The 22,605-nt window shown below is 65.6% G+C and carries 20 protein-coding genes and 1 pseudogene; 6 read left to right on the top strand and 15 right to left on the bottom strand.

The genetic code is table 11. The features are described 5' to 3' along the window. Positions 1-127: 127 nt before the first annotated feature. Positions 128-739: a JAB domain-containing protein gene (locus tag BJ6T_RS41910; RefSeq protein WP_014498592.1), complete on the bottom strand. Its 612-nt coding sequence runs from the start codon at positions 737-739 to the stop codon at positions 128-130. A gap of 100 nt (positions 740-839) precedes the next feature. Next, positions 840-1,226: a VOC family protein gene (locus BJ6T_RS41905; RefSeq protein ID WP_014498591.1), complete on the bottom strand. Its 387-nt coding sequence runs from the start codon at positions 1,224-1,226 to the stop codon at positions 840-842. Positions 1,227-1,642: 416 nt separating this feature from the next. Here BJ6T_RS41905 and BJ6T_RS41900 point away from each other — a divergent pair, with 416 nt between their 5' ends. Further along, complete coding sequence (locus BJ6T_RS41900; protein WP_141379341.1) at positions 1,643-2,083, top strand: antibiotic biosynthesis monooxygenase family protein; 441 nt, start codon at positions 1,643-1,645, stop codon at positions 2,081-2,083. Positions 2,084-2,132: 49 nt separating this feature from the next. On the opposite strand, the gene BJ6T_RS41895 is transcribed toward BJ6T_RS41900, so the two are convergent. Continuing rightward, a complete protein-coding gene (locus BJ6T_RS41895) occupies positions 2,133-3,071 on the bottom strand; it encodes a DMT family transporter (protein ID WP_014498589.1) in 939 nt (312 codons plus the stop codon). Between the two features lie 133 nt (positions 3,072-3,204). Here BJ6T_RS41895 and BJ6T_RS41890 point away from each other — a divergent pair, with 133 nt between their 5' ends. The 3 genes and pseudogenes from BJ6T_RS41890 to BJ6T_RS46780 all read left to right on the top strand — a co-directional run bounded on the left by BJ6T_RS41890 (position 3,205) and on the right by BJ6T_RS46780 (position 5,240). Beyond that, a complete protein-coding gene (locus BJ6T_RS41890) occupies positions 3,205-3,801 on the top strand; it encodes a bifunctional transcriptional activator/DNA repair enzyme AdaA (protein WP_014498588.1) in 597 nt (198 codons plus the stop codon). 103 nt (positions 3,802-3,904) lie between these two features. Continuing rightward, positions 3,905-4,471 carry a TetR/AcrR family transcriptional regulator gene (locus BJ6T_RS41885; RefSeq protein WP_014498587.1) on the top strand — a complete coding sequence of 189 codons (567 nt, stop codon included), beginning with the start codon at positions 3,905-3,907 and terminating at the stop codon, positions 4,469-4,471. 47 nt (positions 4,472-4,518) lie between these two features. Continuing rightward, positions 4,519-5,240 (top strand): annotated as a pseudogene (locus BJ6T_RS46780) (3-oxoacyl-ACP reductase family protein). Between the two features lie 73 nt (positions 5,241-5,313). On the opposite strand, the gene map reads toward BJ6T_RS46780, so the two are convergent. Together map and BJ6T_RS41870 are read right to left on the bottom strand one after the other, a co-directional pair. After that, complete coding sequence (gene map / locus BJ6T_RS41875; protein WP_014498584.1) at positions 5,314-6,132, bottom strand: type I methionyl aminopeptidase; 819 nt, start codon at positions 6,130-6,132, stop codon at positions 5,314-5,316. A gap of 107 nt (positions 6,133-6,239) precedes the next feature. Next, positions 6,240-7,556, bottom strand: a complete 1,317-nt coding sequence (locus BJ6T_RS41870) for a mechanosensitive ion channel family protein (RefSeq protein WP_014498583.1) — start codon at positions 7,554-7,556, stop codon at positions 6,240-6,242. Positions 7,557-7,766: 210 nt separating this feature from the next. On the opposite strand from BJ6T_RS41870, the gene BJ6T_RS41865 reads away from it, so the two are divergent. Then, positions 7,767-9,560, top strand: a complete 1,794-nt coding sequence (locus BJ6T_RS41865) for a potassium/proton antiporter (RefSeq protein ID WP_014498582.1) — start codon at positions 7,767-7,769, stop codon at positions 9,558-9,560. A 43-nt stretch (positions 9,561-9,603) separates the two neighbouring features. On the opposite strand, the gene modC is transcribed toward BJ6T_RS41865, so the two are convergent. The 5 genes from modC to mepA all read right to left on the bottom strand — a co-directional run bounded on the left by modC (position 9,604) and on the right by mepA (position 13,709). Further along, positions 9,604-10,266 (bottom strand): molybdenum ABC transporter ATP-binding protein, encoded by a 663-nt coding sequence (modC, locus tag BJ6T_RS41860; protein ID WP_014498581.1) that lies wholly within the window; start codon positions 10,264-10,266, stop codon positions 9,604-9,606. Positions 10,267-10,268: 2 nt separating this feature from the next. Further along, on the bottom strand, positions 10,269-10,964 hold the full coding sequence (gene modB, locus BJ6T_RS41855) for a molybdate ABC transporter permease subunit (protein ID WP_014498580.1): 696 nt from the start codon (positions 10,962-10,964) through the stop codon (positions 10,269-10,271). 6 nt (positions 10,965-10,970) lie between these two features. Beyond that, positions 10,971-11,756 (bottom strand): molybdate ABC transporter substrate-binding protein, encoded by a 786-nt coding sequence (gene modA / locus BJ6T_RS41850; protein ID WP_014498579.1) that lies wholly within the window; start codon positions 11,754-11,756, stop codon positions 10,971-10,973. 190 nt (positions 11,757-11,946) lie between these two features. Then, positions 11,947-12,450 (bottom strand): hypothetical protein, encoded by a 504-nt coding sequence (locus BJ6T_RS41845; RefSeq protein WP_014498578.1) that lies wholly within the window; start codon positions 12,448-12,450, stop codon positions 11,947-11,949. A 314-nt stretch (positions 12,451-12,764) separates the two neighbouring features. Continuing rightward, positions 12,765-13,709, bottom strand: a complete 945-nt coding sequence (mepA, locus tag BJ6T_RS41840) for a penicillin-insensitive murein endopeptidase (protein WP_014498577.1) — start codon at positions 13,707-13,709, stop codon at positions 12,765-12,767. A gap of 467 nt (positions 13,710-14,176) precedes the next feature. Here mepA and BJ6T_RS41835 point away from each other — a divergent pair, with 467 nt between their 5' ends. Continuing rightward, positions 14,177-16,336, top strand: coding sequence for a putative bifunctional diguanylate cyclase/phosphodiesterase (locus BJ6T_RS41835; protein WP_014498576.1), 2,160 nt, complete (start codon positions 14,177-14,179; stop codon positions 16,334-16,336). Between the two features lie 209 nt (positions 16,337-16,545). Here BJ6T_RS41835 and BJ6T_RS41830 read toward each other — a convergent pair whose 3' ends face one another. From BJ6T_RS41830 to BJ6T_RS41810, 5 genes are all read right to left on the bottom strand, one after another. Further along, the gene (locus BJ6T_RS41830; RefSeq protein ID WP_014498575.1) at positions 16,546-17,697 is read right to left on the bottom strand and encodes an acyl-CoA dehydrogenase family protein; all 1,152 of its coding nucleotides are present in this window, start codon (positions 17,695-17,697) and stop codon (positions 16,546-16,548) included. A gap of 123 nt (positions 17,698-17,820) precedes the next feature. After that, positions 17,821-18,285 carry a GNAT family N-acetyltransferase gene (locus tag BJ6T_RS41825; RefSeq protein WP_014498574.1) on the bottom strand — a complete coding sequence of 155 codons (465 nt, stop codon included), beginning with the start codon at positions 18,283-18,285 and terminating at the stop codon, positions 17,821-17,823. 37 nt (positions 18,286-18,322) lie between these two features. Then, complete coding sequence (locus tag BJ6T_RS41820) at positions 18,323-19,543, bottom strand: MFS transporter (protein WP_014498573.1); 1,221 nt, start codon at positions 19,541-19,543, stop codon at positions 18,323-18,325. Between the two features lie 176 nt (positions 19,544-19,719). Then, positions 19,720-20,802 carry a winged helix-turn-helix domain-containing protein gene (locus tag BJ6T_RS49830; protein WP_014498572.1) on the bottom strand — a complete coding sequence of 361 codons (1,083 nt, stop codon included), beginning with the start codon at positions 20,800-20,802 and terminating at the stop codon, positions 19,720-19,722. Positions 20,803-20,913: 111 nt separating this feature from the next. After that, positions 20,914-22,500, bottom strand: coding sequence for a winged helix-turn-helix domain-containing tetratricopeptide repeat protein (locus BJ6T_RS41810; protein ID WP_014498571.1), 1,587 nt, complete (start codon positions 22,498-22,500; stop codon positions 20,914-20,916). Between the last annotated feature and the right edge of the window lie 105 nt (positions 22,501-22,605).

The following is a 22,605-nucleotide window of genomic DNA, read 5'->3' as shown; positions in this document are numbered from 1 at the left end:
GGTCGAGGAGAAACGGGGATCGTTTGCTGGGATCGGAAAGCCGCTTTCAACCCCTCTTACCGCTCCCAATTTGCCATAGCCGCCCCCTGTGTGCAATGAAGAAAAAATCGGATATATCGTTGATGATTCATCGGTATTGAACGTGATCCAACGTGATCATAGGGTGGGTAGTGGGGTGGTTGTGCACCAGGATCAGCGCGGTCGCCGACAGCTCCAGCGCGCGCTTGATGACCTCGCGCGGATAGACCGGGGTGTGATCGACGGTGCCGGTCTGCTGCACTTCGTCGGCGATCAGCTGGTTGCGCTTGTCGAGGAAGAGCAGGCGGAATTGCTCCTTGTCGGCAAAGGCCATGCTGGAGCGGCAATAGTCGATCACTTCGTTCCAGGACGACAGCGCGTTGCGGCTGTTGACCTCGCCCTTGGCGACGCGGTGCGTTGCCGCCGCGATCAGCTTGAGCTGGTGGATCGCGCCTTCGCCGATGCCGTCGACCTCGCGCAGCCGCGCGACCGGCGCGTGCACCACCTCGGCGAATGATCCGAAAATCCTGATCAGCGCCTTTGCCAGCGGTTTGGTGTCGCGCCGCGGCAGCGCCGGAAACAGCGCCATCTCCAGCAGCTCGTAATCGCTGAGCGCATCCGCGCCGGCGCTGTAGAAGCGCTCGCGCAGCCGCTCGCGATGGCCGTGATAGTGCGGCGCATCCTCGGGCCTGCTCTTGTCGTGGTCTGTCCTGGCGGGCATCGGGCATAACCATGCAGTACGGCGCGCGTTTTGCAACCGGGAAGTGTCCGACCGCCGGCGGCTCGCTCATTGGCGCGGCCGCCGGGGCCTCGTCGTCTGCCTACGGCGAAAGCCCGCCCGGCGGGGTGCAGACCTCGACCAGGACATGGCCCGGCGCGGTGACATAGAAGTGCGGGACGCGGGCGCCGCCGCCACGATCCATGGAGGCGATCCTGCTCGGGTTTACGCCTGCGGCCTTCAGCTCGGCGTGCTTGGCTTCCACCTCTTCTGCCTCGTCGTAGTAGAAGCCGATATGGAAATTGGTGGGGTAGTCGGCCGGCTCGCCTGTCTTGCCGCGCATCACGGTCAGGATGAAATCCTCCTTGTTGCGCAGGACGACGAGGGCCTCGCCGCGCGAGGCATAAGGTGCAAAGCCGAAGAAGCGCTCGAAGAAGGCGGCAAGCGCGGTGACGTCCGAGGTCACGAGGTTGAGATGTTGCAGTCGCATAGGTGGTCTCCGTTCAGGTAAAGGAACGGACGGAGCGAGATTCCACACTGAGCGGCGGCCGAGATGACACGATGACATGACCCGCCGAGCAGCGTGACGATCGCGTCACTCTGTCCGGCCGTGGGTCCTACCGTGGAGACGGTGGCAGAATTCCTAGCAAGTCAGGAACAGGCCGGGCTTACCAATCCGGCCATGCCTTTTTCGGCGTGCTCTGGGTAGCAGGGTTCGCGCGCATCGGCAACGCCGGGAGCCGGTCAGGATGTTGCCGGCCCGGAGTCCCGGCGCCGTCCACGGTCGGGGCGAATGAGCCGTCGGAAAAAAATTCACACCAGCTGTCTTCGTTCTCCTGCCTCGTTCGTCTCAGCGCTGTCGGCCGGTCGCGTGGCCAGCCGATCTTCCGCAACTGGAGAATATCAATGTCCCGGACCAGACCTGAGCCGTCGCGTCGTGCCTTCGTTGCCACCGGCCTCGGAGCCGGCGCCTTGCTCGCCGCGCAAGCGGCGCCATCTCACAGCCAGACCAGGAGCTCGAAGATGGAAGCGACCATTCGCACCGGCAGCGACATTGCGACCCTCGTCAACGTTTTCACGGTCGAGCCGGACAACCAGCAAAAGCTGGTGCAACTCCTGAAGGAAGGCACCGAGACCTTCTTCAGCAAGCAGCCCGGGTTCATCTCGTCCAGCGTCCACGCCAGCAAGGAGGGCCGGCGCGCGATCAACTACTCGCAATGGGCAAGCGCAGGGGACATCGAGAATTTTCGCAAGGATCCGAGATTTGCGCCGTACATCCAGCGCCTTGCGGCGCTGTCGAAGGCCGAGACGATCCTGTGCGAGGTCGTCGAGGTCAATCACGCCTGATCGGTAACGGCGGTGCGGGGCGGTCCAAAAGATCGTCCCGCGAGCGCTCTTACGGTTCGAGGCCACGGCGCCGCGCCGGCAGGGGTATCGTGATGGCGACGACCCCGGCGAGAATGAGCGCCATGCCTGTAAGGGCCGACCAGGTGAAGCGTTCGCCGAGCCATGCCGTGCCGAGCGCCACCGCGAAGCCGGCGCGCAGATAGCTGCCGCTGGTCGTGCCGAGTGGGCCGAGCGTGCGGATCAAGCGGAAATAGATCACCATCGCGAGCGCAGTGCAGACCACCGCGAGGCCGACGACGGCCACGACCGCCTGCGAAGTCGGTGCCAGCGTCCAGGGTTGCTCGAGGACGAGTGCGGCAGGGACCATGAGGATCGCGGCACAGCTCATGGCGCCGGCCGCCGTGACGGTGGCGGGAAAGCCGGAGAACCGCTGCCCCCATATCGGTGCGAGCGCGTAGCAGAGGCTTGCGCCGAGCACGGCGGCCTGCGCCAGCGGGGCCGTCGTGCCCAAGGAGGACAGCGCATCGACGCCGATCGTGACGGCGACGCCCGCAAGACCGAGCGCGACGCCGATGATCTTCCGGGTGCTGATCGCCTGCCGCCCGCGTCCGGTCATCATCGCGATCGCGAGCACGAACATCGGCGGGGTCGCATTGAGCACGCCGGCGAGACCGCTTGCGATATGCAGCTCGCCCCAACTGATCAGGGTAAACGGCAGCGCGCTTTGCAGCAGCCCCTGCACGAAGAAAGCCGGCCACACCGGTCCTCGACCGGGAAGAGTGTGCCCCTGAGCGCGCGCGATCGCGATCAGGAGAATGGCCGCGATCGTCACGCGCGCGGCGACCATCGTGCATGGCGGGATTGTCGGGATTGCGACCTTGATCAGCGTGAACGAGCTGCCCCAGATCAGTGAGAGCAGCAGCAGAAGCCCGATCTCTAACGTGAGCGTGGTTTGTCCTGACGTCGTTGGTTGCGCCTGCGTGTGCATTGCGAATCTGCTCCGGGATGGACCGGGACCATGATCCGGCGCGGTGATGCAGGCTGGCCGAATTCGGACCTCATCGCCCGATCGAGTCCGATTCCAGCTACTCGGCGGGCTGCGTTGAAACTATTCTTCCGCCATGGCAACAGGCTCGGCACATCGGCAGACGCTGCCGCCGCATCTCGATTGGGAGACCTGCGATCGGGCGCGGCTGGCGCGGGCACGCGCGTTCGACGGGCTGTTCTTCTCCGGCGTTCGCTCGACGCGCATCTATTGCCGGCCGGTCTGTCCGGTTCGCCCCGCTCGCTCCGAGAACGTCACCTTTTATGCGACCGCCGCTGCCGCCGAGCGCGCCGGATTTCGCCCATGCCTGCGCTGCCGGCCGGAAACCGCGCCGGGATCGCCGGCCTGGATGGGAACGGCCACCACCGTCGCGCGCGGGATGCGCCTGATCAATGACGGATTCCTGGATCGCGCGTCGACGAAGGACCTTGCGGAAGTCCTGGGAGTCGGGCCGCGCCATCTGCTCCGCCTGTTCATGCGCCACGCCGGCGCGAGCCCGAGCGAGATCGCCGCGACCCGCCGTGTGCAGGAAGCCAAGCGTCTGATCGACCAGACCAGCATGACATTGGCGGAGATCGCCTTCGCCGCCGGTTTCGGCAGCGTTCGCAGATTCAACGATGCATTTGGCGCGACCTACAAGCGGCCGCCGTCGTCATTCCGGCGCCGCCACTAGGACGCCGAGCCAGGCATCACCCGATCTGCTTGCCGTGGTGTCGCAAGCAATGCCGCTGCATTTGATAATTGACTATTCGTTCCAGAATAACTATTGTCGTGTCATGGCAAGGACCAAGGAATTCGATCAGGACGAGGCGCTCGATGCTGCGATCGGTGTGTTTCGCGCGCACGGTTTCGAGGGGACCTCGACGCCGATGCTTGTCGACGCCATGGGGATCGGCCGCCAGAGCATCTACGATACGTTTGGCGACAAATGGCAACTCTACTGCGCAGCGGTGCGCCGCTACGTGGCCAGCGAGGTCGAAGCCCATCTTGCCGCGCTGCGGGGGCGGCCGCGCGCCATTGACGGCCTCAGGGCGATGATCGACCGCGTCGTTCGCGACGCGAACGAGGCTTGCCTGGGCATCGGCTCGATCAGTGAGTTCGGGCGCTCGCGGGATGACCTCACCAGCATCCATGCGGCGTCAGGCCGCGCGCTCCAGGGCGCCGTTTCGCAACGCTTGCGTGAAGCGCAGGCCGACGGCGACGTGGCGCGGGATCTCGACGCCGACGACGCAGCCGAGTTTCTGCTGGCGAATGTTGCCGGCATTCGCATCGCCGCGCGCGGTGGTGCCAGGCCGCGCCAATTGCGGGCGCTCGGAGCCATGGTTTTGCGCGCCCTCGTGTAATTTTTTGGTCAAATTTGGAACGATCGTTCAAAATAAGGAGAGCTCAAATGAGCAGCAAAGTCGCATTGGTGTTTGGCGGGGCGCGCGGCATTGGCGCCGCGATCGCGGTCCGTCTCGCACGGGACGGGTTCGATATCGCGCTGACCTACGTGTCGCGACCGGACAGTGCCGGCGAAATCGTGGCCGCGATCGAAAACGCTGGCCGCAAGGCCGTCGCGATCAAGGCCGATAGCGCCGATCCCGCCGCGATCCGCGCGGCCGTCGCGGAGACCGTGGACCGGCTTGGGGGCTTGATGCGGTCGTCGTCAACGCGGGTATTCTCCGCCTCGGTCCCGTGGAGCAGTTCAGCCTCGAAGACCTCGACCTCATTCTCGATGTGAATATCCGCGGCGTCTTTCTGGCCATCCAGGCGGCAGCCGGGCAGATGCGTGACGGCGGCCGCATCATCACGATCGGGAGCAACACCGCGATCCGGACAGGGACGCCGGGAGGCAGCGTCTATGCCATGACCAAGGCGGCCGTTGCCTCCATGGTCCGCGGCGTTGCGCTCGACCTGGCGCCTCGCCGGATCACGGTCAACAACGTCCAGCCGGGCCCGACCGAGACCGACATGACGGCCACGATGGTGTCGCGGCTGAAAGAGATCGTTCCGTTGAAGCGGGTCGGCGAGCCCGGCGAGATCGCCGCGCTGGTGTCATATCTCGCGGGCCCGGAATCCGGCTATATGACCGGGGCCAGTCTCACCATCGATGGCGGCTACGTGCTGTAAGAGGCCCGCCTCTGACGACGGATCGTCGTCGGCGAACAGGATGGCAGGATCGCGTCGCGGTCCTGCCAAGCCATCACCCGATCTGCTTCTCGCCGTGCCGCTTCGACAGCGTGAAGATCTCGACGCCCGTCGCGGTCACGCCGACGGAGTGCTCGAACTGCGCCGACAGCGAGCGGTCGCGGGTCACCGCGGTCCAGCCGTCGGAGAGGATCTTCACGTGCGGCTTGCCGAGATTGATCATGGGCTCGATGGTGAAGAACATGCCGGGCTTGAGCTGAACGCCTTCGCCGGGCCGGCCGATATGGATGATGTTCGGCTCGTCGTGGAACATGCGCCCGAGGCCATGGCCGCAGAAATCGCGCACCACGCTCATGCCCTGCGGCTCGACGAAGCTCTGGATGGCGTGGCCGATATCGCCGGTGGTGGCGCCCGGCTTGACCGCGGCGATGCCGCGCATCATCGCCTCATACGTCACCTCGATCAGCCGCTCGGCCTTGCGCGCGATCGGGCCGACCGCATACATCCGGCTGGAATCGCCGTACCAGCCGTCGACGATGAAGGTGACGTCGATGTTGACGATGTCGCCTTCCTTCAACGGACGGTCGCCCGGCATGCCGTGGCAGACCACGTGGTTGAGCGAGGTGCAGGTCGAGTAGCGGTAGCCGCGATACATCAGCGTCGCCGGATAGGCGCCGTGGCTGAAGGCGAAGTCGCGGACGAACTGGTCGATGCGCTCGGTCGGCACGCCGGGTCCGACGATGTCGGTGAGCTCGTCGAGGCACTTCGCCACCAGCGCGCCCGCCTTGTGCATGCCGGCAAAGGCGCTCGGCCCGTGCAGCTTGATCTGTCCGGTCTTGCGCAGGGAGGTATCGGAGGCTTCGACGTAGCTCATGCGGGGCTGGTCTCGATGTCGGCGGAAGGGCTTGATTTCAAGGCCATAATCTAATGATCACGCGCCCTCATGCAAGTCGGGCGTGCCTCTTGCGCCCGAAACAGGGCCTAATTCGGGACTTCTACGGTGGTTTCCACCGGCAGGGCGCCGCCCCGGACGCGAATCTCGCGGACGGGATAGGGAACCCGGATACCCTCGCGCTTGAAGGCCTCCCACAGCGCCAGCATCACGTCGCTCTTGACGCCATCCATGCCGTCGGGGTCCGCGATCCAGAAGGTCAGCGAGAACTTCATCCCGGCTTCCGCGAACTCGGTCAGGATGCTGTTGGGCGGCTTGCCCTTCTGCGCGCGGGGATGGGCGGCCGCGGTCTCCGCGGCGAGCTTGCAAACCAGCCGCGGGTCGGCGTCGTAGTTGGTGCCGAAGGCGATCTTCACCAGCGTGTTCTTGTCGGTATAGGTCCAGTTGACGACCTTCTGCGTCACCAGGTCCTCGTTCGGCACCAGGAATTCGCGGCCGTCGCCGGCGGCGACGGAAATATAGCGCGTCTTCATCGCGCTGATGCGTCCGGTGTTGTCGCCGATGGTGACGAGGTCGCCCGGCTTTACCGACTTGTCCGCGAGCAGGATGATGCCCGAGATGAAGTTGGCGACGATCTTCTGGAGGCCGATACCGATGCCGACGCCGACTGCGCCGGAGAACACCGCGAGCGCCGAGAGATCGATGCCGACCGCGCCGAGCGCGATCACGATTGCGATGGCCAGCAGCCCGATGCGGATGATCTTGACCAGCAGCACCTGCACCGATGGCGTCAGATCGGTGGTCGAGTTGATCCGGCTCTCGGCGAAATTGCTGGCGATGTTGGTGGCCCAGAGCGCGATCAGCAGCAGCGCGCCGGCCTTGATCACCAGCAGCGGCGTCAGCCGCAGGCCGCCCAGCACGATCGCGAAGGAATCGAGCAGGTCGACCGTGGCATCGAGCTGTCCGATGATGGACAGCGCCGCGACGAACCACGCCGTGATCGACACCAGCTTGACGATGAAGGCGTTGCGCAGCACCGAGGTCACGAGCCGGATCGCAAGCCAGGCCAGGCCCAGCTTGGCGGCGACCATCAGGAGATAGCTGCGGCTCGGCCAGGTCGCGTGATACATCACCACGCGGGAGATGATCACCATCAGGGTGAACACCGCCGTCGAGGCGCTGGAGACCATCACCCGGGCGAAGTGCCGGAGCGGCAGCGGCCAGCGCATCGCCAGCGACGTCATGTCGACGCGGTTGCGAACCCCGGCTTCCGCGGCATAGGCGATGCCGGCCGCGGCCAGGATCAGGCCGAATTGCAGGTAGAACCAGGGTGAGGAGATTTCCGCCCCGACGCTGCGCGCGGTGGTCTGCACGAACTCCATGAAGTCCTTGAGGTCCATGTCCATCGGTCTCGTTGGCAAGCAGGCGGGAGGATTTGATTCGAGGGCGCCGCCGAATCCCACAAAGGGCGCCGCCGGGCCATCGATACACCGCCAAGTGAAGCGCGTTAAGGCCGCAAAATACGGGCAGATTGCCGCGAGCGGGAGAAAATGGGTTGGCGTGGGAGTCTGCCGACGATAAGGATGCAATTCCAGCGATTTGTACCCGGAAGGTGGATGGCTTCCCTCGACTCTGTCAGCCTCGCCATATTGCTCGGCGCCGTCCTCGTCATGGCCGGTATCCTGTCGAGCCTGCTTGCTCTGCGCTTCGGCGCGCCCCTGCTGCTCGTCTTCCTCGCCATCGGCATGCTCGCGGGCGATTCCGGCCCCGGGCAGCTGCAGTTCGACGACGTCCGCACCACCTATCTGGTCGGCTCGGTGGCGCTCGCCCTGATCCTGTTCGACGGCGGCCTGAAGACGCGCTTTGCCAGCATCCGCACCGTGCTCGCGCCCTCCGTCGTGCTCGCGACCGTCGGGGTGCTTCTGACCGCGCTGATCACGGCGCCGTTCGCCAAATACGCGCTCGACCTCAACTGGACGGAATCGCTGCTGGTCGGTGCCGTCGTGGCCTCGACCGACGCGGCGGCAGTGTTCCTGCTGGTGCACACCCAGGGCCTGCGTCTGCGCCCGCGCGTCGGCGCGACGCTGGAGGCCGAATCCGGCACCAACGATCCCTTCGCGATCTTCCTCACCCTGATGCTGGTCGAATACATCTCGCTGGGATCGAGCTCCGCGGGCCACGTGGCGATGGAGTTCATCCAGGAAGCGGTGCTGGGCGCCGTCGTCGGCGTGGTCGGCGGACGCCTCGTCGTCGTCGCGCTCAACCATGTTGCGCTGCCGCAGGGCCTGCATGCGCCGTTCGTGACCACCGGCGCGCTCGTGATCTTCGGCGGCTCGCAGATCATGCACGCCTCCGGATTCCTCGCGGTCTATCTCGCCGGCATCATCATCGGCAACCGCCCGACCCGCGCGCATAATTCCGTGATGGCGTTCCTGGATGCCGCGACCTGGCTGGCGCAGATCGTGATGTTCGTGCTGCTGGGTCTGCTGGTTTCGCCGAGCCGGCTCGGCGCCAGCGCGTTGCCGGCGGTCGCCGTCGCATTCGTCCTGATGCTGGTCGCGCGGCCGGTCGCGGTGTTCGTGTGCCTGGCGCCGTTCCGCTTCAACTGGCGCGAGAAGATCTTCATCGCCTGGACCGGCCTGCGCGGCGCGGTCGCGATCTTCCTGGCGTCGATCCCGATGCTGGTCGGCCTGTCGAAGGCCTATCTCTATTTCGACGTCGCCTTCGTCGTCGTCATCATCTCGCTCCTGCTGCAGGGCTGGACGCTGGCGCCCGCTGCGCGCAAGCTGCACGTGGCGCTGCCGCGCGCCGAGCGTGGTCCGCGCCGTGTCGAGCTGGATCTGCCCGGTCAGCTCGAGCAGCAGCTCGTCGGCTATCCGGTGCGGCCCAAGAGCCTGTACTTCCGCCGCGGTCTGATCCCGTCCTGGTCCAAGCCGACGCTGGTGATCCGCAACGAGAACATCTTGACCCCGACGGAAGCCGAGCCGATCGCGCCTGGCGACTACATCTATCTGCTGGCCCCGCCGGAAAAGGCCGAGTCGCTCGACCGCTTCTTCGTCGACATGCAGCCGAGCTCGGCGCCGGATCCGCATTTGCTCGGCGACTTCATGGTCTCGGGCGAACACACGCTGGCCGAGCTTGCCGAGATCTACGGCGTGAAAGTCGGCGAGGATGACGGCAAGCTGACCCTCGCCGACTATTTCGACGTCCACCTCGACCGCGCGCCGAAGGAGGGCGCCGAGCTGCCGCTGGACGAGATCGTGCTGGTCGCGCGCAGCATCTCCGGCGGCCGCGTCAACGTCGTCGGCCTCCGCCTGCCGGAGGACGAGGAAACGCCCGCGCTGCTGACGCGCCGGCAAGCGCTGCGGCGCAAGCTCGCGGATTTGTGGACGTCGGTGGCGGGGGTTTAGCGCCGCGCTCTGCGCTCGCAATGACGGGAGTGGGCTACAACCGCTACGTCAACACCTTCACCCCGCCGAACGACGTCACCCGCCCCTGCTTCAGCATCACGATCTGCGTCGCGAGCTGGCGCAGCTCGGCGACGTCGTGGCTGACATAGACCATGGGGACATTGGCCTCGTCGCGCAGCCGCACCAGATAGGGCAGGATCTCCAGCTTGCGGCCCTCGTCGAGCGCCCCGAGCGGCTCGTCGAGCAGCAGCAGGCGCGGCCTCGACAGCAGCGCGCGCCCGAGCGCCACGCGCTGGCGTTCGCCGCCGGAGAGCTTTCCTGGACGGCGATCAAGAAGCGCGCCGATGTCGAGCAGCTCGATGATGCGCTTGTGCTGGGCCGGATCGGGCGTGAGGCCGTTCATCCGCCGGCCGTAGTCGAGATTCTGCGCGACGTTGAGATGCGGAAACAGCCGCGCGTCCTGGAACACGTAGCCGATGCGGCGGCGCCAGGTCGGCACATGAATGCCGTCCGCGGTGTCGTCGACGGTCTCGCCGTCGATCACGATAGTGCCGCGGTCGGGCCGCAGCAGGCCCGCGATCATGTTGACCAGCGAGCTCTTGCCGGCGCCCGACGCGCCGAACAGACCGATGACGCGGCCTTCGCTGGTGAAGGTTGCGGAGAGCGAGAATTCGCCGAGCTGCTTTTCGATGTCGACGCGCAGCATGGTCAGTTCCCGTGCAGGCGCTGTGTGGCGCGGCGGGCGAACCATTCGGCGGCGATCAGCGCGCCGAGCGCGAGCACGATCGAGATGATCACGAGTCGCCCCGCGGCCGCGTCGCCATCGGGCGTCTGGATCAGCGAATAGATCGCCGAGGAAATCGTCTGGGTTTCGCCGGGAATGTTGGAGACGAAGGTGATGGTCGCGCCGAACTCGCCGATCGCCTTGGCAAAGCCCAGCACCATGCCGGCGAGCACGCCGGGCAGCGCCAGCGGTAGCGTCACCGTGAAGAACACTTTCCAGGGCGCCGCGCCCAGCGTCTCAGCCGCCTGCTCGAGCCGGCGGTCGATCGCCTCTATCGACAGCCGCATCGGGCGCACCAATAGCGGAAACGACATCACGCCGCAGGCGAGCGCCGCCCCGGTCCAGCGGAACGCGAAGACGATGCCGAGGTAGTCGGCGAGGAAGCCACCGACGAGTCCCTTGCGGCCGAAGGTAAGCAGCAGCAGATAGCCGGTGACGACAGGCGGAAGAACCAGCGGCAGATGCACGACGGCATCGAGCACCGACTTGCCCCAAAAATCCTTGCGCGCGAGCAGCCATGCCAGCGCAATGCCGAACGGGGTTGCCACCAGCGTCGCGATGACGGCGACCCTGAGCGAGAGCAGGATCGCCGTCCATTCGGCGGGAGAGATGTCGAGCACGAAAAATCAGGTTGTCGGGCTAACCAGGAACTTGAAGCCGTATTTTTCAAGAATGGTCTTGGCAGCGGTCGAGCGCAGGAAGGCGAGATAGTCGTTGATCTCGGGCTTCGCGGTCGTGGTCGCGGCGACGGGATAGATGATCGCGGGATGCGAGTCCGCCGGGAAGGTGCCGACGATCTTCACGCCCGGCTCGACCTTGGCGTCGGTGGAATAGACGATGCCGAGATTGGCTTCGCCGCGGGCCACCAGCGTCAGCGCGGCGCGAACGCTCTCGGCCATCGCGAATTTCGGCTCGGCGGCCTGCCAGGCGCCAAGCTTCTCCAGCGCCGCCTTGGCGTATTTGCCGACCGGCACCGACTTGACGTCGCCGGTCGCGATCTTGCCGTCGCCGGCGAGCTTGGCGAGGTCAAAACCCTGCGCGATCGTGACGTTGTCGATCTTGGAGTCCTTCGGCGCGATCAGCACGATGCTGTTGCCGAGCAAATTGACGCGGGTCGGTTCGTTGATGGTCTTCTTGGAGATGGCGTAGTCCATCCAGTCGGTGTCGGCGGAGACGAACACGTCGGCCGGCGCGCCCTGCTCGATCTGCTTGGCGAGCACCGAGCTCGCGGCATAACTGACGCTGAATTTGACGCCGGTCTTGGCGGTATAGGCGGCGTCGATCTCATCCAGCGCGTTCTTCATCGAGGCGGCGGCGAACACGGTTATGGTCTTGTCCTCGGCGGCGGCAGGCGAGAGGATCGCGCCCGCGAGGATGACGAAAGCGGTGAAAAGTCCTGCAATACGAATCATGGATGCGCTCCGTGCGAGCTCGCGCGCAAATCGCACGCGCAACTGCGTTGGGTGGGTCAGGCCGTGCGACGGGCGGAAGCGCTGTTCCACGTGTCCCCGCAACGGCTTACGGCCGGCGGGGATATCGCAGGTGCGAAGATAGCAGGCTAAGCCCTCAGGTCAAAGGCGGCCGTTTGTCCAACCAAGCGACTTATTGGACCGGCAGGATCGCGATCGACAGCGAATTGTCCTTGGCGCCGCTGATCTGGACCACGAAGGGCTGCGCCGACAGCTCGTATTTCATGGTCTTGCGGATGCCGTCGCAATCGGTCGCGCCGCTGAAGGCCACGGGCTTGAGGAAATGCCCGTCCTGGACCACGTCGACCCAGGCTCCGGAGGACAGGCTGACCGTGTAGAGCCCGGCCTTCGGTGCCTTGATGCTGGTGAAGCCCGCGAAGGTGCCGTCCTTCGGCGCCCGCTCCGGCGGCGTCGGCAGCTTTGCCTCCGCGGGCGCAACCAGCCCCAGCGTGATGGCCGACGACGGCAACGCCGCCTGCTCGCTCCCCGAGACGAGCTTCGCGCGGTCCGGCGCGGTGAGCGCGGCGCGCTCACGCTCGATCGGCCATTTGAACTTGTCGCAGCCGCTCGGCTCCTCGGCGGCGAGAGCGGTGGTCGCACTGAGCGAAAGCGCAGCGAGGAAGGTGAGGACGCGCATGTCAAATCTCATCGTTGGCCACGCGAAAGACGCGGGGCTCGCGGTCAGGCTTGTCGAACGGCGGGGTGCGCATCCCGGGATGCCGCGGGCTTACGGCCGCGCGGCAAGGCGATCCTAGCGCATTTGGGCGGCGCGAACCAACCAACTAGTTCGTCATCCCGGGGCGCGCGTAGCGCGAGCCCGGGATCCATAGCCACAGGCAGGAATTTGACGACGATTCGGAGTTGCCGGCTCGCGCCACAACCACTCCTGTGGCTATGGGTCCCGGGTTCGCTTCGCCGGGGACGACAGCGGTCGTGCGGCGGCAGCTTGCCCTACGGCTTCGCATCCGCCGCGTGCAGCACGACTTTGCAAGCTGCCGGCATCTGCGCCAGCGTCATCGGCGGCTTTGGCTTCGGCGGCTCCGGCGGGGGCTTCGGATGCAGCACGTCGTCACTGAACCAGTAGGCGAGGTCCGACGGCTTGCAGCCTTCGTCCTCGGATTGCGACGACTGGCCTTCGCATTCGCTCGAGCCCGCCGGGCAGCGCATGCGGATGTGGAAGTGATAGTCGTGGCCCCACCAGGGCCGGATCTTCCACAGCCACGAGCGGTCGCCCTTGGCCTCGCGGCACAGCGCCTTCTTGATCGCGGGATTGACGAAGATGCGCTGCACCGCCGGCTCCTGCGCCGCGTCGCGCAGCACCAGCACGTGGCCAGGCGTGAACACCTTGGGGTCGATGTCGAGCCGGTCCTCGCGCACCATCATCACCGCCGACATGTCCTCGCGCTCCTCGCGCGCCAAACGACGGTCCGGCATCGGCGTCAGCCAGATGTCGGCATCCAGGCCAATTTGATGGCTGGCATGGCCCGACAGTGCCGGCCCGCCGCGCGGCTGGCCGATGTCGCCGACCAGAATGCCCGGCCATCCCGCGTCCTTGTGCGCTCTGGCCGCGAGCCGCTTGATCAGCGCGATCATGTCGGGATGGCCGTAATTGCGGTTACGCGACAGCCGCATCACCTGCCAATTGTCGCCGTTGAGCGGCATCTGCATGGCGCCGCCGATACAGCCCTTGCTGTAGGAGCCGATGACATGAGCCGTTCCCTTCGACGGCAGTAGCTTTCGCGCGAACAGCTCCTTGGCGCCGATGCTGGGATCGTTTGGATTGGCGAGCGGCGGCAGCGGCTTTGGGTTGACGCTGCCCTTGTCCTGGGCCAGCGCGGCGCCGGCGGTCAGGAACGTCATGACAAGCAGGAGAGGGGCGAGGCGGCGGGGACTCATGCTGTCATCCTTATAGCGCAACGCGGCGTCAGGGTTAAGAAACAGTCCTTCGGCCGAAATATTGTCCGAAAGTCGCAGTTCCCTGCGCGCGGCCGCCCAATTTTTAACGGTGCGATAACCCTCTCGTGCATTGACCAAAATTCGTGCGTGGAATGCGTGCTCACGGCCTTCTGCATGCATTGGCGCGCGATCTCGGAAATGATTCAAGGCAGCGCGCAATTTTGCGTCATCGCGTTCTCCGATGACGACGATGTGATGGGCTTGGCGCGCCCGGCGGCGCTGCCGCGCCGCGCAAAGCGGCAATAAGGGCTGCTTTGCTGCGGCCACCAGACCGTGCGACCGACCGACCAGCGGCCCAAGATTACTTTTTTTCAGACACTTGCCCCAAAACTTGCGGCCACTGGGCGCGATTGGGACGTAAAGAGTTGAGTTTGGGGTCTCGAAAAACAACAAAGCGAAAGGGAGGCGTGCGCGCCCGGGCTGGCCGACAGCCGCGCAAGCCGCGCTTCGCGCGCGCGCCTCGGCCCGTTTCCGAACGCGACGAACTCCTGCGCAGCCGCGCCGAGGCGGAGGCGGCGATTGCCGAGGCCCGCAAATCCCATGAGCGCCTGCGCCAGGCCATCGACCTCCTGCCGCAGGGCATCGTGTTTCTCGATGCCGAGGGCCGTTACGTGCTCTGGAACAGGAAATACGCCGAGATCTACAGCAAGACCGCCGATCTGTTCGAGGAAGGCGCGCGCCTCGAGGACACGCTGCGCATCGGCGTCGCGCGTGGCGACTATCCCGAGGCTGCCGGCCACGAGGACGAGTGGATCGCCGAGCGGCTGCAAAAGCTCTATCAGCCCGGCGCGCGCCACGAGCAGATGCTCGCGGACGGCCGCGTCATCCTGATCGACGAGCGGCTCACCGACGACGGCGGCGTGGTCGGCCTGCGCGTCGACATCACCGAGTTGAAGCAGCGCGAGGCCTCGTTCCGCCTGCTGTTCGACGGCAATCCCGTCCCCATGATCGTCTGTGCGCTCGATGACGAGCGCATCCTCGGCGTCAACGACGCCGCGATTTCCCATTACGGCTATAGCCGTGCCGAGTTCGAGAAGCTGAAGATCCGCTCGTTGCAGGCTTTCGACAGCGAGCCGCCCTGGACCACCGATCGCTCCAGCGAGGAGCAGGCCGCACGCACCTGGAAGCACGTCAAGGCCAACGGCGCGCTGATCGACCTTGCGATCTATTCCCGCGAATTGACCTATGCCGATCGGCCCGCGGTGCTGCTCGCACTGATGGACATCACCGAACGCAAGCGCGCCGAGGCGCGGCTCGCCTTCATGGCCCAGCATGACGGGCTGACCGGCCTGCCGAACCGCAATCTTCTGCGCCAGCAGGTGGACGAGATGCTGCTGCATATGCGGCGCAGCTCCGACAAGGTCGCGCTGCTGATGCTGGGGCTGGACAATTTCAAGGCGGTCAACGACACGCTGGGACACGCGGTCGGCGACAAGCTGCTGCGCGGCGTCGCCAAGCGGCTGCGCTCGACCTTGCGCGAGGAGGACGCGCTGGCGCGGCTGAACTCCGACGAGTTCGCGATCGTGCAGAGCGGGCTGACGCGTCCCGAGGACGCGGTGATGCTGGCCAAGCGCCTGCAGGAAGCCATCGCCGATCCCTACCTGCTCGACGGCCATTCCGTGGTGATCGGCGCCTCCATCGGCATCGCGATGGCGCCCGGCGACGGCGATGATTCCGAAAAACTGCTCAAGAGCGCCGACATGGCGCTGTCGCGCGCCAAGGCCGATGCCCGCGGCACCTTTGCGTTCTTCGAGGCCGCGCTCGACGCCAAGGCGCAGAGCCGGCGCAAGATCGAGGTCGAGCTGCGCGACGCGATCCAGAACGACGTGCTGCGCCCTTATTACCAGCCGCTGATCGACCTCCAGAGCGGCCGCATCACCGGCTTCGAGGCGCTGGTCCGCTGGCCGCACGCCGAGCGCGGCATGGTCTCGCCGGCCGAGTTCATTCCGGTCGCCGAGGAAACCGGGCTGATCAATCCGCTCGGCGGCCTGATGCTGCGCCGGGCGTGCCTGGACGCCGCAACCTGGCCCGACGATGTGCGCGTCGCCGTCAATCTGTCGCCGCTCCAGTTCCGCAGCGGCAATCTGCTCTCGGTGGTGACGGACGCGCTGAAACTTTCCGGCCTGCCGGCGCGGCGGCTCGAGCTCGAGATCACCGAGACGCTGCTGCTGGAGAAGAGCGCGCAGGTGCTGGCGACGCTGCATGCGCTGCGCGCGCTCGGCGTCCGCATCTCGATGGATGATTTCGGCACCGGCTATTCCAGCCTCAGCTATCTGCGCAGCTTCCCGTTCGACAAGATCAAGATCGACCAGTCCTTCGTGCGCGATCTCGGCGCCAATCGCGAGGCCCAGGCGATCATCCGTTCCATCGTCAGCCTCGGCAAAGGCCTTGGCGTCACCATCACCGCCGAGGGCGTCGAGACCGAAGCCGAGCTGAGCTGCCTCCGCGCCGAGGGCTGCGACGAGGGCCAAGGCTTTCTGTTCAGCAAGGCCCGGCCCAATGCCGAGATCATCAGCCTGCTCGCCGCCCAGCGCGGCATGGACGGTGAGACCGCGCTGGTGGCGTGACCGGCGTTTCACCTCTCCCCGCTTGCGGGGAGAGGTCGGATCGTCTCGGCGATGCGAAGCATCGTCCGGTGCGATCCGGGTGAGGGGGTACAGGTCCCACGACGATCGCACGTGTGGAGAGTGGCCCCTCACCCCAACCCTCTCAGCGCGAGCGAAGCTCGTCGCGGCCCCGCGAAGGGCGGGGCGAGGGAGCGCGCCGGCGCTCCGCGTCAGTTGCCCGCCAAGATCGCCTTCCCCACATCCTCATAATGCGTATCCCGCGCCTGGATCTGCTGCGTGATCGCGTGCATGTCACGGAACCGCCGTTCGAACGGATTGCTGCGGAATACCGCGGTCGCGCCGGCCATGTGATAGGCGGCGTCGACCACCTTGGCCGATTGATGGATGGTCCAGGTCGCAGCGAGCCGCACCGCGCTGCGATGTGCCGCGCTGAACTCGCCGGTCGCGCAGAGGTCGCGCCACATCGCATTCGCCGTCGCATAGAGATAGGCGCGCGCAGCGCGTAAGTCGCCCTCGGTGCGGCCGATCAGGCCCAGGACCGCCTGGTTGTCGCGCATCGCGCTCGCTGCCAGCGACTGGTGCTTTGCCCGCGACAAGGCGATCGCGGCATCCAGCGTCGCGCGCGCGACGCCCAGCGACACCGCGGCAAAGCCGAGGCTGAAGGTCGAGCCGGTGCCGATCCTGTAGAGCGGACCCGTCTCGCGCAGTGCGGACGGCACGTCGCGGAACGCGGTGAAGCGCTCGGGGATGAAGAGGTCGCTCACTTCATAGGCATCCGTACCGGTGCCGGCGAGCCCGATCGCCTGCCAGACGTCATGCAGCACCGCGCTCGCGACCGGAAACAGGATGGTGCGCACCTCCGGCGAGCCATCGGCGTTATTGCGTGGCGTGCCCTCGGCATCAACGATGCGCACATGCGCCCCCAGCCAGCTCGCCTGTCGCGAGCCCGAGGCAAAATCCCAGCGCGCCGTGACGCGATAGCCGCCCTCGGTCGCACGCGCCCCATGCGCGATCGCGCCCCAGGCGAGGATGCCGGGGCCTTCGTTGAATATCTTGTGCGCGGTGTCGTGATCGAGCGAAGCCGCGATCATGGCGCAGACGCTGCATTGGCCGAGACACCATGCGGTCGAGGCATCCGCCTTCGCGATCTCCTCCAGCATCTGCATGAAGATGTCGATGGGGGCCTCGGCACCGCCGAGACTCTGCGGCAGCAGCGCGCGATAGAGCCCGTTCTCGATCAGCGCCGAGACGACAGCCGGCGTCAGCCGACGGGAGCGCTCGATTTCGTCCGCCTCGCGCGCAATCAGTGGCGCGATGGCGCGGGCACGTTCGACGAGACCAACTCCGGGAGTTGCGTTCATGTCAGCGTCTCCTCGCCCATTTTGCCGTCTCTTGTAGCCCGGATGGAGCGAAGCGAAATCCGGAGACTTTGGAAACCGCAATGTTGAACCCGGATTGCGCTTCGCTCCATCCGGGCTACGTCACTATGGCGACGCGTTGTCCAACGATCGCTCCATGATGATCGTGCGTTCGTCGCCATGATAACTGTCGCGCACGGCAGTGAATCCAAGCCGTGCGTAAAAAGTCTCAGCGGTGACCGAAGAGGGAACGGTCAGCGAAGCGGTGTTCCGCTCGCGCGCCGTACGCTCGATCTCGGCCATCAGCAGCTTGCCGATGCCCTGGGCCTGGACGTCGGGAGCCACGAAGACCGTCCGGACCACGCTTCCGTCAAGGCTTGCCGTTCCAACCACGCGGTGGCCGATGGTGGCGACGAAAACGGTGCGTCTACCGATCAGCTCCCGCACGGCGTCTGGACTGAAGCTGCGTTCGACCCGTGCGATGATCTCGTCCGTATAATCCTTGGCATTTGTCTCGCGCAGCGCCCGCAAAATGACCTCGCTTATCTCGCCGGCGTCATCCTCGCGCGCAGACCGGATCGTGCATTCCATGGTCGCTCCACTCGCTCAGAAGTCACACCTTGCCTCGTCAGGCCGCGGCGCGGCCAAGGTCGAGCGATTGCTTGCGTTTGGTCGGAAAGCTCAGCGCCACCGCGACGGCGGCGAGCCCGATCGCGAAGGAGCCGGCATGCAGCCATGTGTAGCGCTGGAAATTGTCGAACACGAGCCCACCGGCCCAGGGACCCAGCGCCATACCGAGGCTGGCAAAGGCCGACACCGCGCCGAACACGGTGCCCATGATGCGCACGCCGAAGTACTCGCGGACCAGCACCGCATAGAGCGGCATCACCCCGCCATAGGCGAGACCGAATACGACCGAGAGCGCGTAGAATTCGCCGAGCTGGGCTACCGCGAGGTAGGTCGCGATGCACATCGCCTGCACGAACAGGCCGCCGACCAGCACGGGCTTGGCGCCGATGCGATCGGCGGCCGCGCCGAGCAGCAGGCGTCCGCCGAGCCCGGAGATGCCGGCGACGCTGTAGACCGTCACCGCCGTGAGCGGGGCGATGCCGCACACCATCGCATAGGACACCATGTGGAAGATCGGGCCGGAATGCGCCGCGCAGCAGGCGAAATGCGCGGCCGCGAGCGCGATGAATTGCGGCGTGCGCAGCGCCTGTGCTGCGGTCAGCTCGATCTCCGGGGCCGCGTCGGTGCTTGCCGGGCCAGCCGCCTGCGGCGCCGGCCGTACCAGGAAGCAGGCCGGGATCAGCAGCGCCCACGCCGCACAGCCGATCACCAGCATCGCGGTGCGCCAGTCATAGGCCGTGATCAGCCAGCTTGCGGTCGGCGCGATCGTCACCGGCGACACGCCCATGCCGGCGGAGACCAGCGCGACTGCCAGGCTGCGGTTCTTCTCGATCCAAGCGCTCGCGAGCGCCATCATCGGCGCGTAGAAGCTGCCGGCAGCGACGCCGATCAGCACGCCGAAGAACAGCTGGAATTGCCACAGGCTGGTCGCCTGGCTCGCGGTGACGAGACCGAGGCCCAGCAGCAGGCTTCCGGCAAGCACCACGATGCGGGTGCCGAACCGGTCCGACAGCGTGCCCCAGAAGAACGCGGCAACGCCCATGCAGAGGAAATCCAGCGTCGCCGCCGCCGACACGCCGGCGCGCGACCAGCCCATCGCTTCGGAGATCGGCTGCAGGAAGACCGCAAGCGACAGCATCGTGCCGAAGCCGACGCAGGTCATCAGCGCTCCCGCGGCGACAACGACCCAGCCATAGTCGAATCCTGACGGCTTGCTCATGCGTTTCCCCTGCGCTTTTGGTCTTGTTGATGGTGCGCGCGGGGATGGTGGCCTATCTGCCAGCGGAGGGCAAGGTTACTCGCAATGCGCGCTTCCTCGCCGTCAACGGCAGCAGGGCATGATTTGAGCGAGCGTGAGCACAAATCAGCAATGCGATGGGCCGCTGTAACGTCGACTTAGGATGTGTCTTGTGCCGCAGTTTCGTTCCCGTAAGCCGAGATCAGACTGATGTAAGCCTGGAAATCCGTGCCGGTCATATTCAGGGAGCGGCTGCACTGTTGGAGGGCTTCTTCATATTGTCGGAGGTGCAAGTGTGCGACGCAGAGAAGCCGCGCCGCGATGGTATCCTGCAAGACGGCCAGGTTTGCGAGGTCGCCGTCGAACCGATCCGACCAGATGTCGCGGGCGGTCTGGAGGTCGGTCAGTGATACGTTGACCCGCACCTGGTCTCCGTTGCGTTTCACCGCGCCCCGCACGGCCCAGCGGACGCGGAGATCCGTCCCGAGCTGCTGCAAATCGATCACCTTCTTCTTGTAGGTCAAGGCGGTGTCGCGTCCAACAACGAGAGTGGCGGGCGTTCGCGCGAGGTCGGTCGTCAAGCCTGTCGAGATCAAGTCGGCAAAGGAGTCCTGCGCCGGACCGTCGTTGAGGCTGGCGAAGGGCAACACGACGAGAGAGAGGCGAGGCGCGATCTCGGGCCTGACTGTCGGCTGTGCCTGGATGTTTTGAGCTTCCCGTTGTGCGTCGGTACGGACCGTCTTCCAGGCATTCCAGTATCCGGCGACGCCACCGGCAATTGCGCCGATGGCGGCGACCGACGCCAGCACGCTGCCGACGAGCTTCAGACGGCCCCTGAGGTCCTCCAGCCAGCCGGCGGATCGCCGTTCGCCAACAGCGTGCGCATAGGTAACCGGGACCGCAACTGCTGCCGTGATTCCTGGTCGCCGATTCTCATCGTGCACGGCGCCCACGAAACGAAAGCCCTTGCGTGGAAATGTCTTGATAAGACGTTGTTGCTGACCGGAGTCACCGATCGCGCGCCGGACGGCGTTCAGCCGCGTCGTCAGCGCCGCATCGGATACGATCCGGCCATTCCAGATCGCGTTGACGAGATCGTCCTTGCTGACGACGCGATCTCTGCTGCGGATCAGATGTTCGAGCAGATCGAGAACCTGGGGTGTCGTGGGCACCACATCGAGCCCGCGCCGCAATTCGCGCCGCTCGGTGTCCAACGCACAGTCCTCGAAGAAATAGCGCATGGCACCATTCTCCAAGTCTGCCCTCTCACCTCCGAGGGCGCGGGAGCAATTATCCGTGGACAATAAGCCTTCGGTCGCGAAAATGTAAGCCGCCAACATCGGTCCACCCCGTCAGGGGGTAGCGGAGCCGTGCTTTTCCGGAAGGCCCGCTGCGCAGAGAGCCTTCTCGAAGATCGCGAAGTCATCTGCCCGGCGAAACGGCGCCAGATTCCCGAGATTGGCACGAAGATCCGGATTGCATTCAAGGGCTTGCAGGAGGGATCGTTGCGCTTGGTCATGCCGCCCGGCGAGTGCGTTGCTGGCTGCGGACATGCAGGTCACGAGCAGGAAACTCGTTTGACCACGCAATGCGCTCTCGGCGCATGATGCCGCCGCGTCATAGCGGCCCGCCAGAAAATGCGCATACGCCATGGCCCCCTGCGCGTCGTAGTACATGGGCGGATCGAGCGGGCTAAGTCTCACGGCATGTGCGGCGTGCTCGAGGGCGAGATCCGGCTCTCCCCGCCAAACCCTCAACCAGGCACTGGTGGCCCAGGCTTGCGCGAAGTTTGGGTTTTCAGCCAAAGCTCGATCCACGAAAGCAGCCGCGTCGTCGAACTCATGGCCTATGAAGGCGAGTGCATATCCACCTACGGACAGCGCAACCGGATCATTTGTCCCCAGTTCTACGGCCTTCCGGGCCAGCCGGGTGGCTTCCGCAATTTCCTTTGCCGGATCGCTGATCCAGCCGTTCGCCTTGCGCCGGGCATAGCACCAGGCGGCCATGGCATAGCCACAAGCCAGCCGAGGGTCGAGTTCGGTCGCCTTGCAAAAGAGCTGCAGCGCCTCGGTGTTTGCGTTGTTGGACCAACGGGATTTCGCCAGCCCGCGCAGATAATGATCATACGCATCCAGATTTTCGGGCGGCTTCCGCCTTGCCCGCTTGATCTCCTCGCGTTGCAGCTTCGGGGCGATTGCGCCTATGACACTGGACGTCAGACTGTCCTGCAGATCGAACATGTCTTCAATCGGGCCCTCAAAGCGGTCTGCCCAGAGATGCGTTCCAGTTTCGGCATCGATCAGCTGTCCCGCGATTCGAATGCGATTTCCGGCCTTGCGCACGCTGCCTTCGAGGACATAGCGGACACCAAGCTCGCGGCCGACCTGCTTGACGTCAACGACCCGGCCCTTATACGCAAAGCTCGAATTGCGTGCGATCACGAACAGCCAGCGAAAATGAGCCAGGGCCATCGTGATTTCCTCCACGATGCCATCTGCGAAATACTCCTGTTCGGGATCGGAGCTGAGGCTGACGAAAGGGAGTACGGCAATCGAGGGCTTATCCGGTAGCGGGAGGGCCGCTGCTCTCGCCTCTGACAGGTGAGGGACGGTTGAAGGATTCGGCTCCCGTACTTCCCGAACGGCTCCGACGAAACGGAAGCCCTTGCGCGGGATCGTCTTGATCAGGCGCTGCGCTTCCCCGCAATCGCCGACCGCCGTGCGGACGCCATTCATGCGGGTCGCAAGCGCGGCCTCCGATACGATGCGCCCCTTCCAGATCGCGTTCATGAGGTCGTCCTTGCTGACGACACGCTCCCTGTTGCCGATCAAGTAGTCGAGAATGTCGAAGACCTGTGGCGCAACGGAAACAGCATCGGCCCCGCGATGCAGCTCGCGCCGATCCGTGTCGAGCACGTATTCATCGAAGAGATAGCGCAAGTTGCCACTCCCGTCGTGGATGAAGCCGCCTCTGCACCTGCTAGGGCGTAAAGTAAGGCGCCGGTCAGGAAAATGTAAGCTGCACGTCAAGCGTGCCCGGCGAAG

It is taken from the genome of Bradyrhizobium japonicum USDA 6 (assembly GCF_000284375.1).
GTDB classification, from domain to species: domain Bacteria; phylum Pseudomonadota; class Alphaproteobacteria; order Rhizobiales; family Xanthobacteraceae; genus Bradyrhizobium; species Bradyrhizobium japonicum.
Note: the sequence above shows the minus strand (reverse complement) of the source record. Positions and strands in the feature narration are given on the sequence as shown.

Coding starts and splice junctions, on each gene's coding strand:
- BJ6T_RS41825 (WP_014498574.1), bottom strand. CDS start 18,285: ATGGAATGCACGATCCGGTCTGCGCGCGAGGATGACGCCGGCGAGATA.
- modA (WP_014498579.1), bottom strand. CDS start 11,756: ATGATTCGTATTGCAGGACTTTTCACCGCTTTCGTCATCCTCGCGGGC.
- map (WP_014498584.1), bottom strand. CDS start 6,132: ATGAGCTACGTCGAAGCCTCCGATACCTCCCTGCGCAAGACCGGACAG.
- BJ6T_RS41865 (WP_014498582.1), top strand. CDS start 7,767: ATGGCTTCCCTCGACTCTGTCAGCCTCGCCATATTGCTCGGCGCCGTC.
- BJ6T_RS41895 (WP_014498589.1), bottom strand. CDS start 3,071: ATGCACACGCAGGCGCAACCAACGACGTCAGGACAAACCACGCTCACG.
- BJ6T_RS41900 (WP_141379341.1), top strand. CDS start 1,643: ATGTCCCGGACCAGACCTGAGCCGTCGCGTCGTGCCTTCGTTGCCACC.
- BJ6T_RS41885 (WP_014498587.1), top strand. CDS start 3,905: ATGGCAAGGACCAAGGAATTCGATCAGGACGAGGCGCTCGATGCTGCG.
- BJ6T_RS41910 (WP_014498592.1), bottom strand. CDS start 739: ATGCCCGCCAGGACAGACCACGACAAGAGCAGGCCCGAGGATGCGCCG.
- BJ6T_RS49830 (WP_014498572.1), bottom strand. CDS start 20,802: ATGCGCTATTTCTTCGAGGACTGTGCGTTGGACACCGAGCGGCGCGAA.
- BJ6T_RS41845 (WP_014498578.1), bottom strand. CDS start 12,450: ATGCGCGTCCTCACCTTCCTCGCTGCGCTTTCGCTCAGTGCGACCACC.
- BJ6T_RS41820 (WP_014498573.1), bottom strand. CDS start 19,543: ATGAGCAAGCCGTCAGGATTCGACTATGGCTGGGTCGTTGTCGCCGCG.
- modC (WP_014498581.1), bottom strand. CDS start 10,266: ATGCTGCGCGTCGACATCGAAAAGCAGCTCGGCGAATTCTCGCTCTCC.
- BJ6T_RS41905 (WP_014498591.1), bottom strand. CDS start 1,226: ATGCGACTGCAACATCTCAACCTCGTGACCTCGGACGTCACCGCGCTT.
- mepA (WP_014498577.1), bottom strand. CDS start 13,709: ATGAGTCCCCGCCGCCTCGCCCCTCTCCTGCTTGTCATGACGTTCCTG.
- BJ6T_RS41890 (WP_014498588.1), top strand. CDS start 3,205: ATGGCAACAGGCTCGGCACATCGGCAGACGCTGCCGCCGCATCTCGAT.
- BJ6T_RS41830 (WP_014498575.1), bottom strand. CDS start 17,697: ATGAACGCAACTCCCGGAGTTGGTCTCGTCGAACGTGCCCGCGCCATC.
- BJ6T_RS41870 (WP_014498583.1), bottom strand. CDS start 7,556: ATGGACATGGACCTCAAGGACTTCATGGAGTTCGTGCAGACCACCGCG.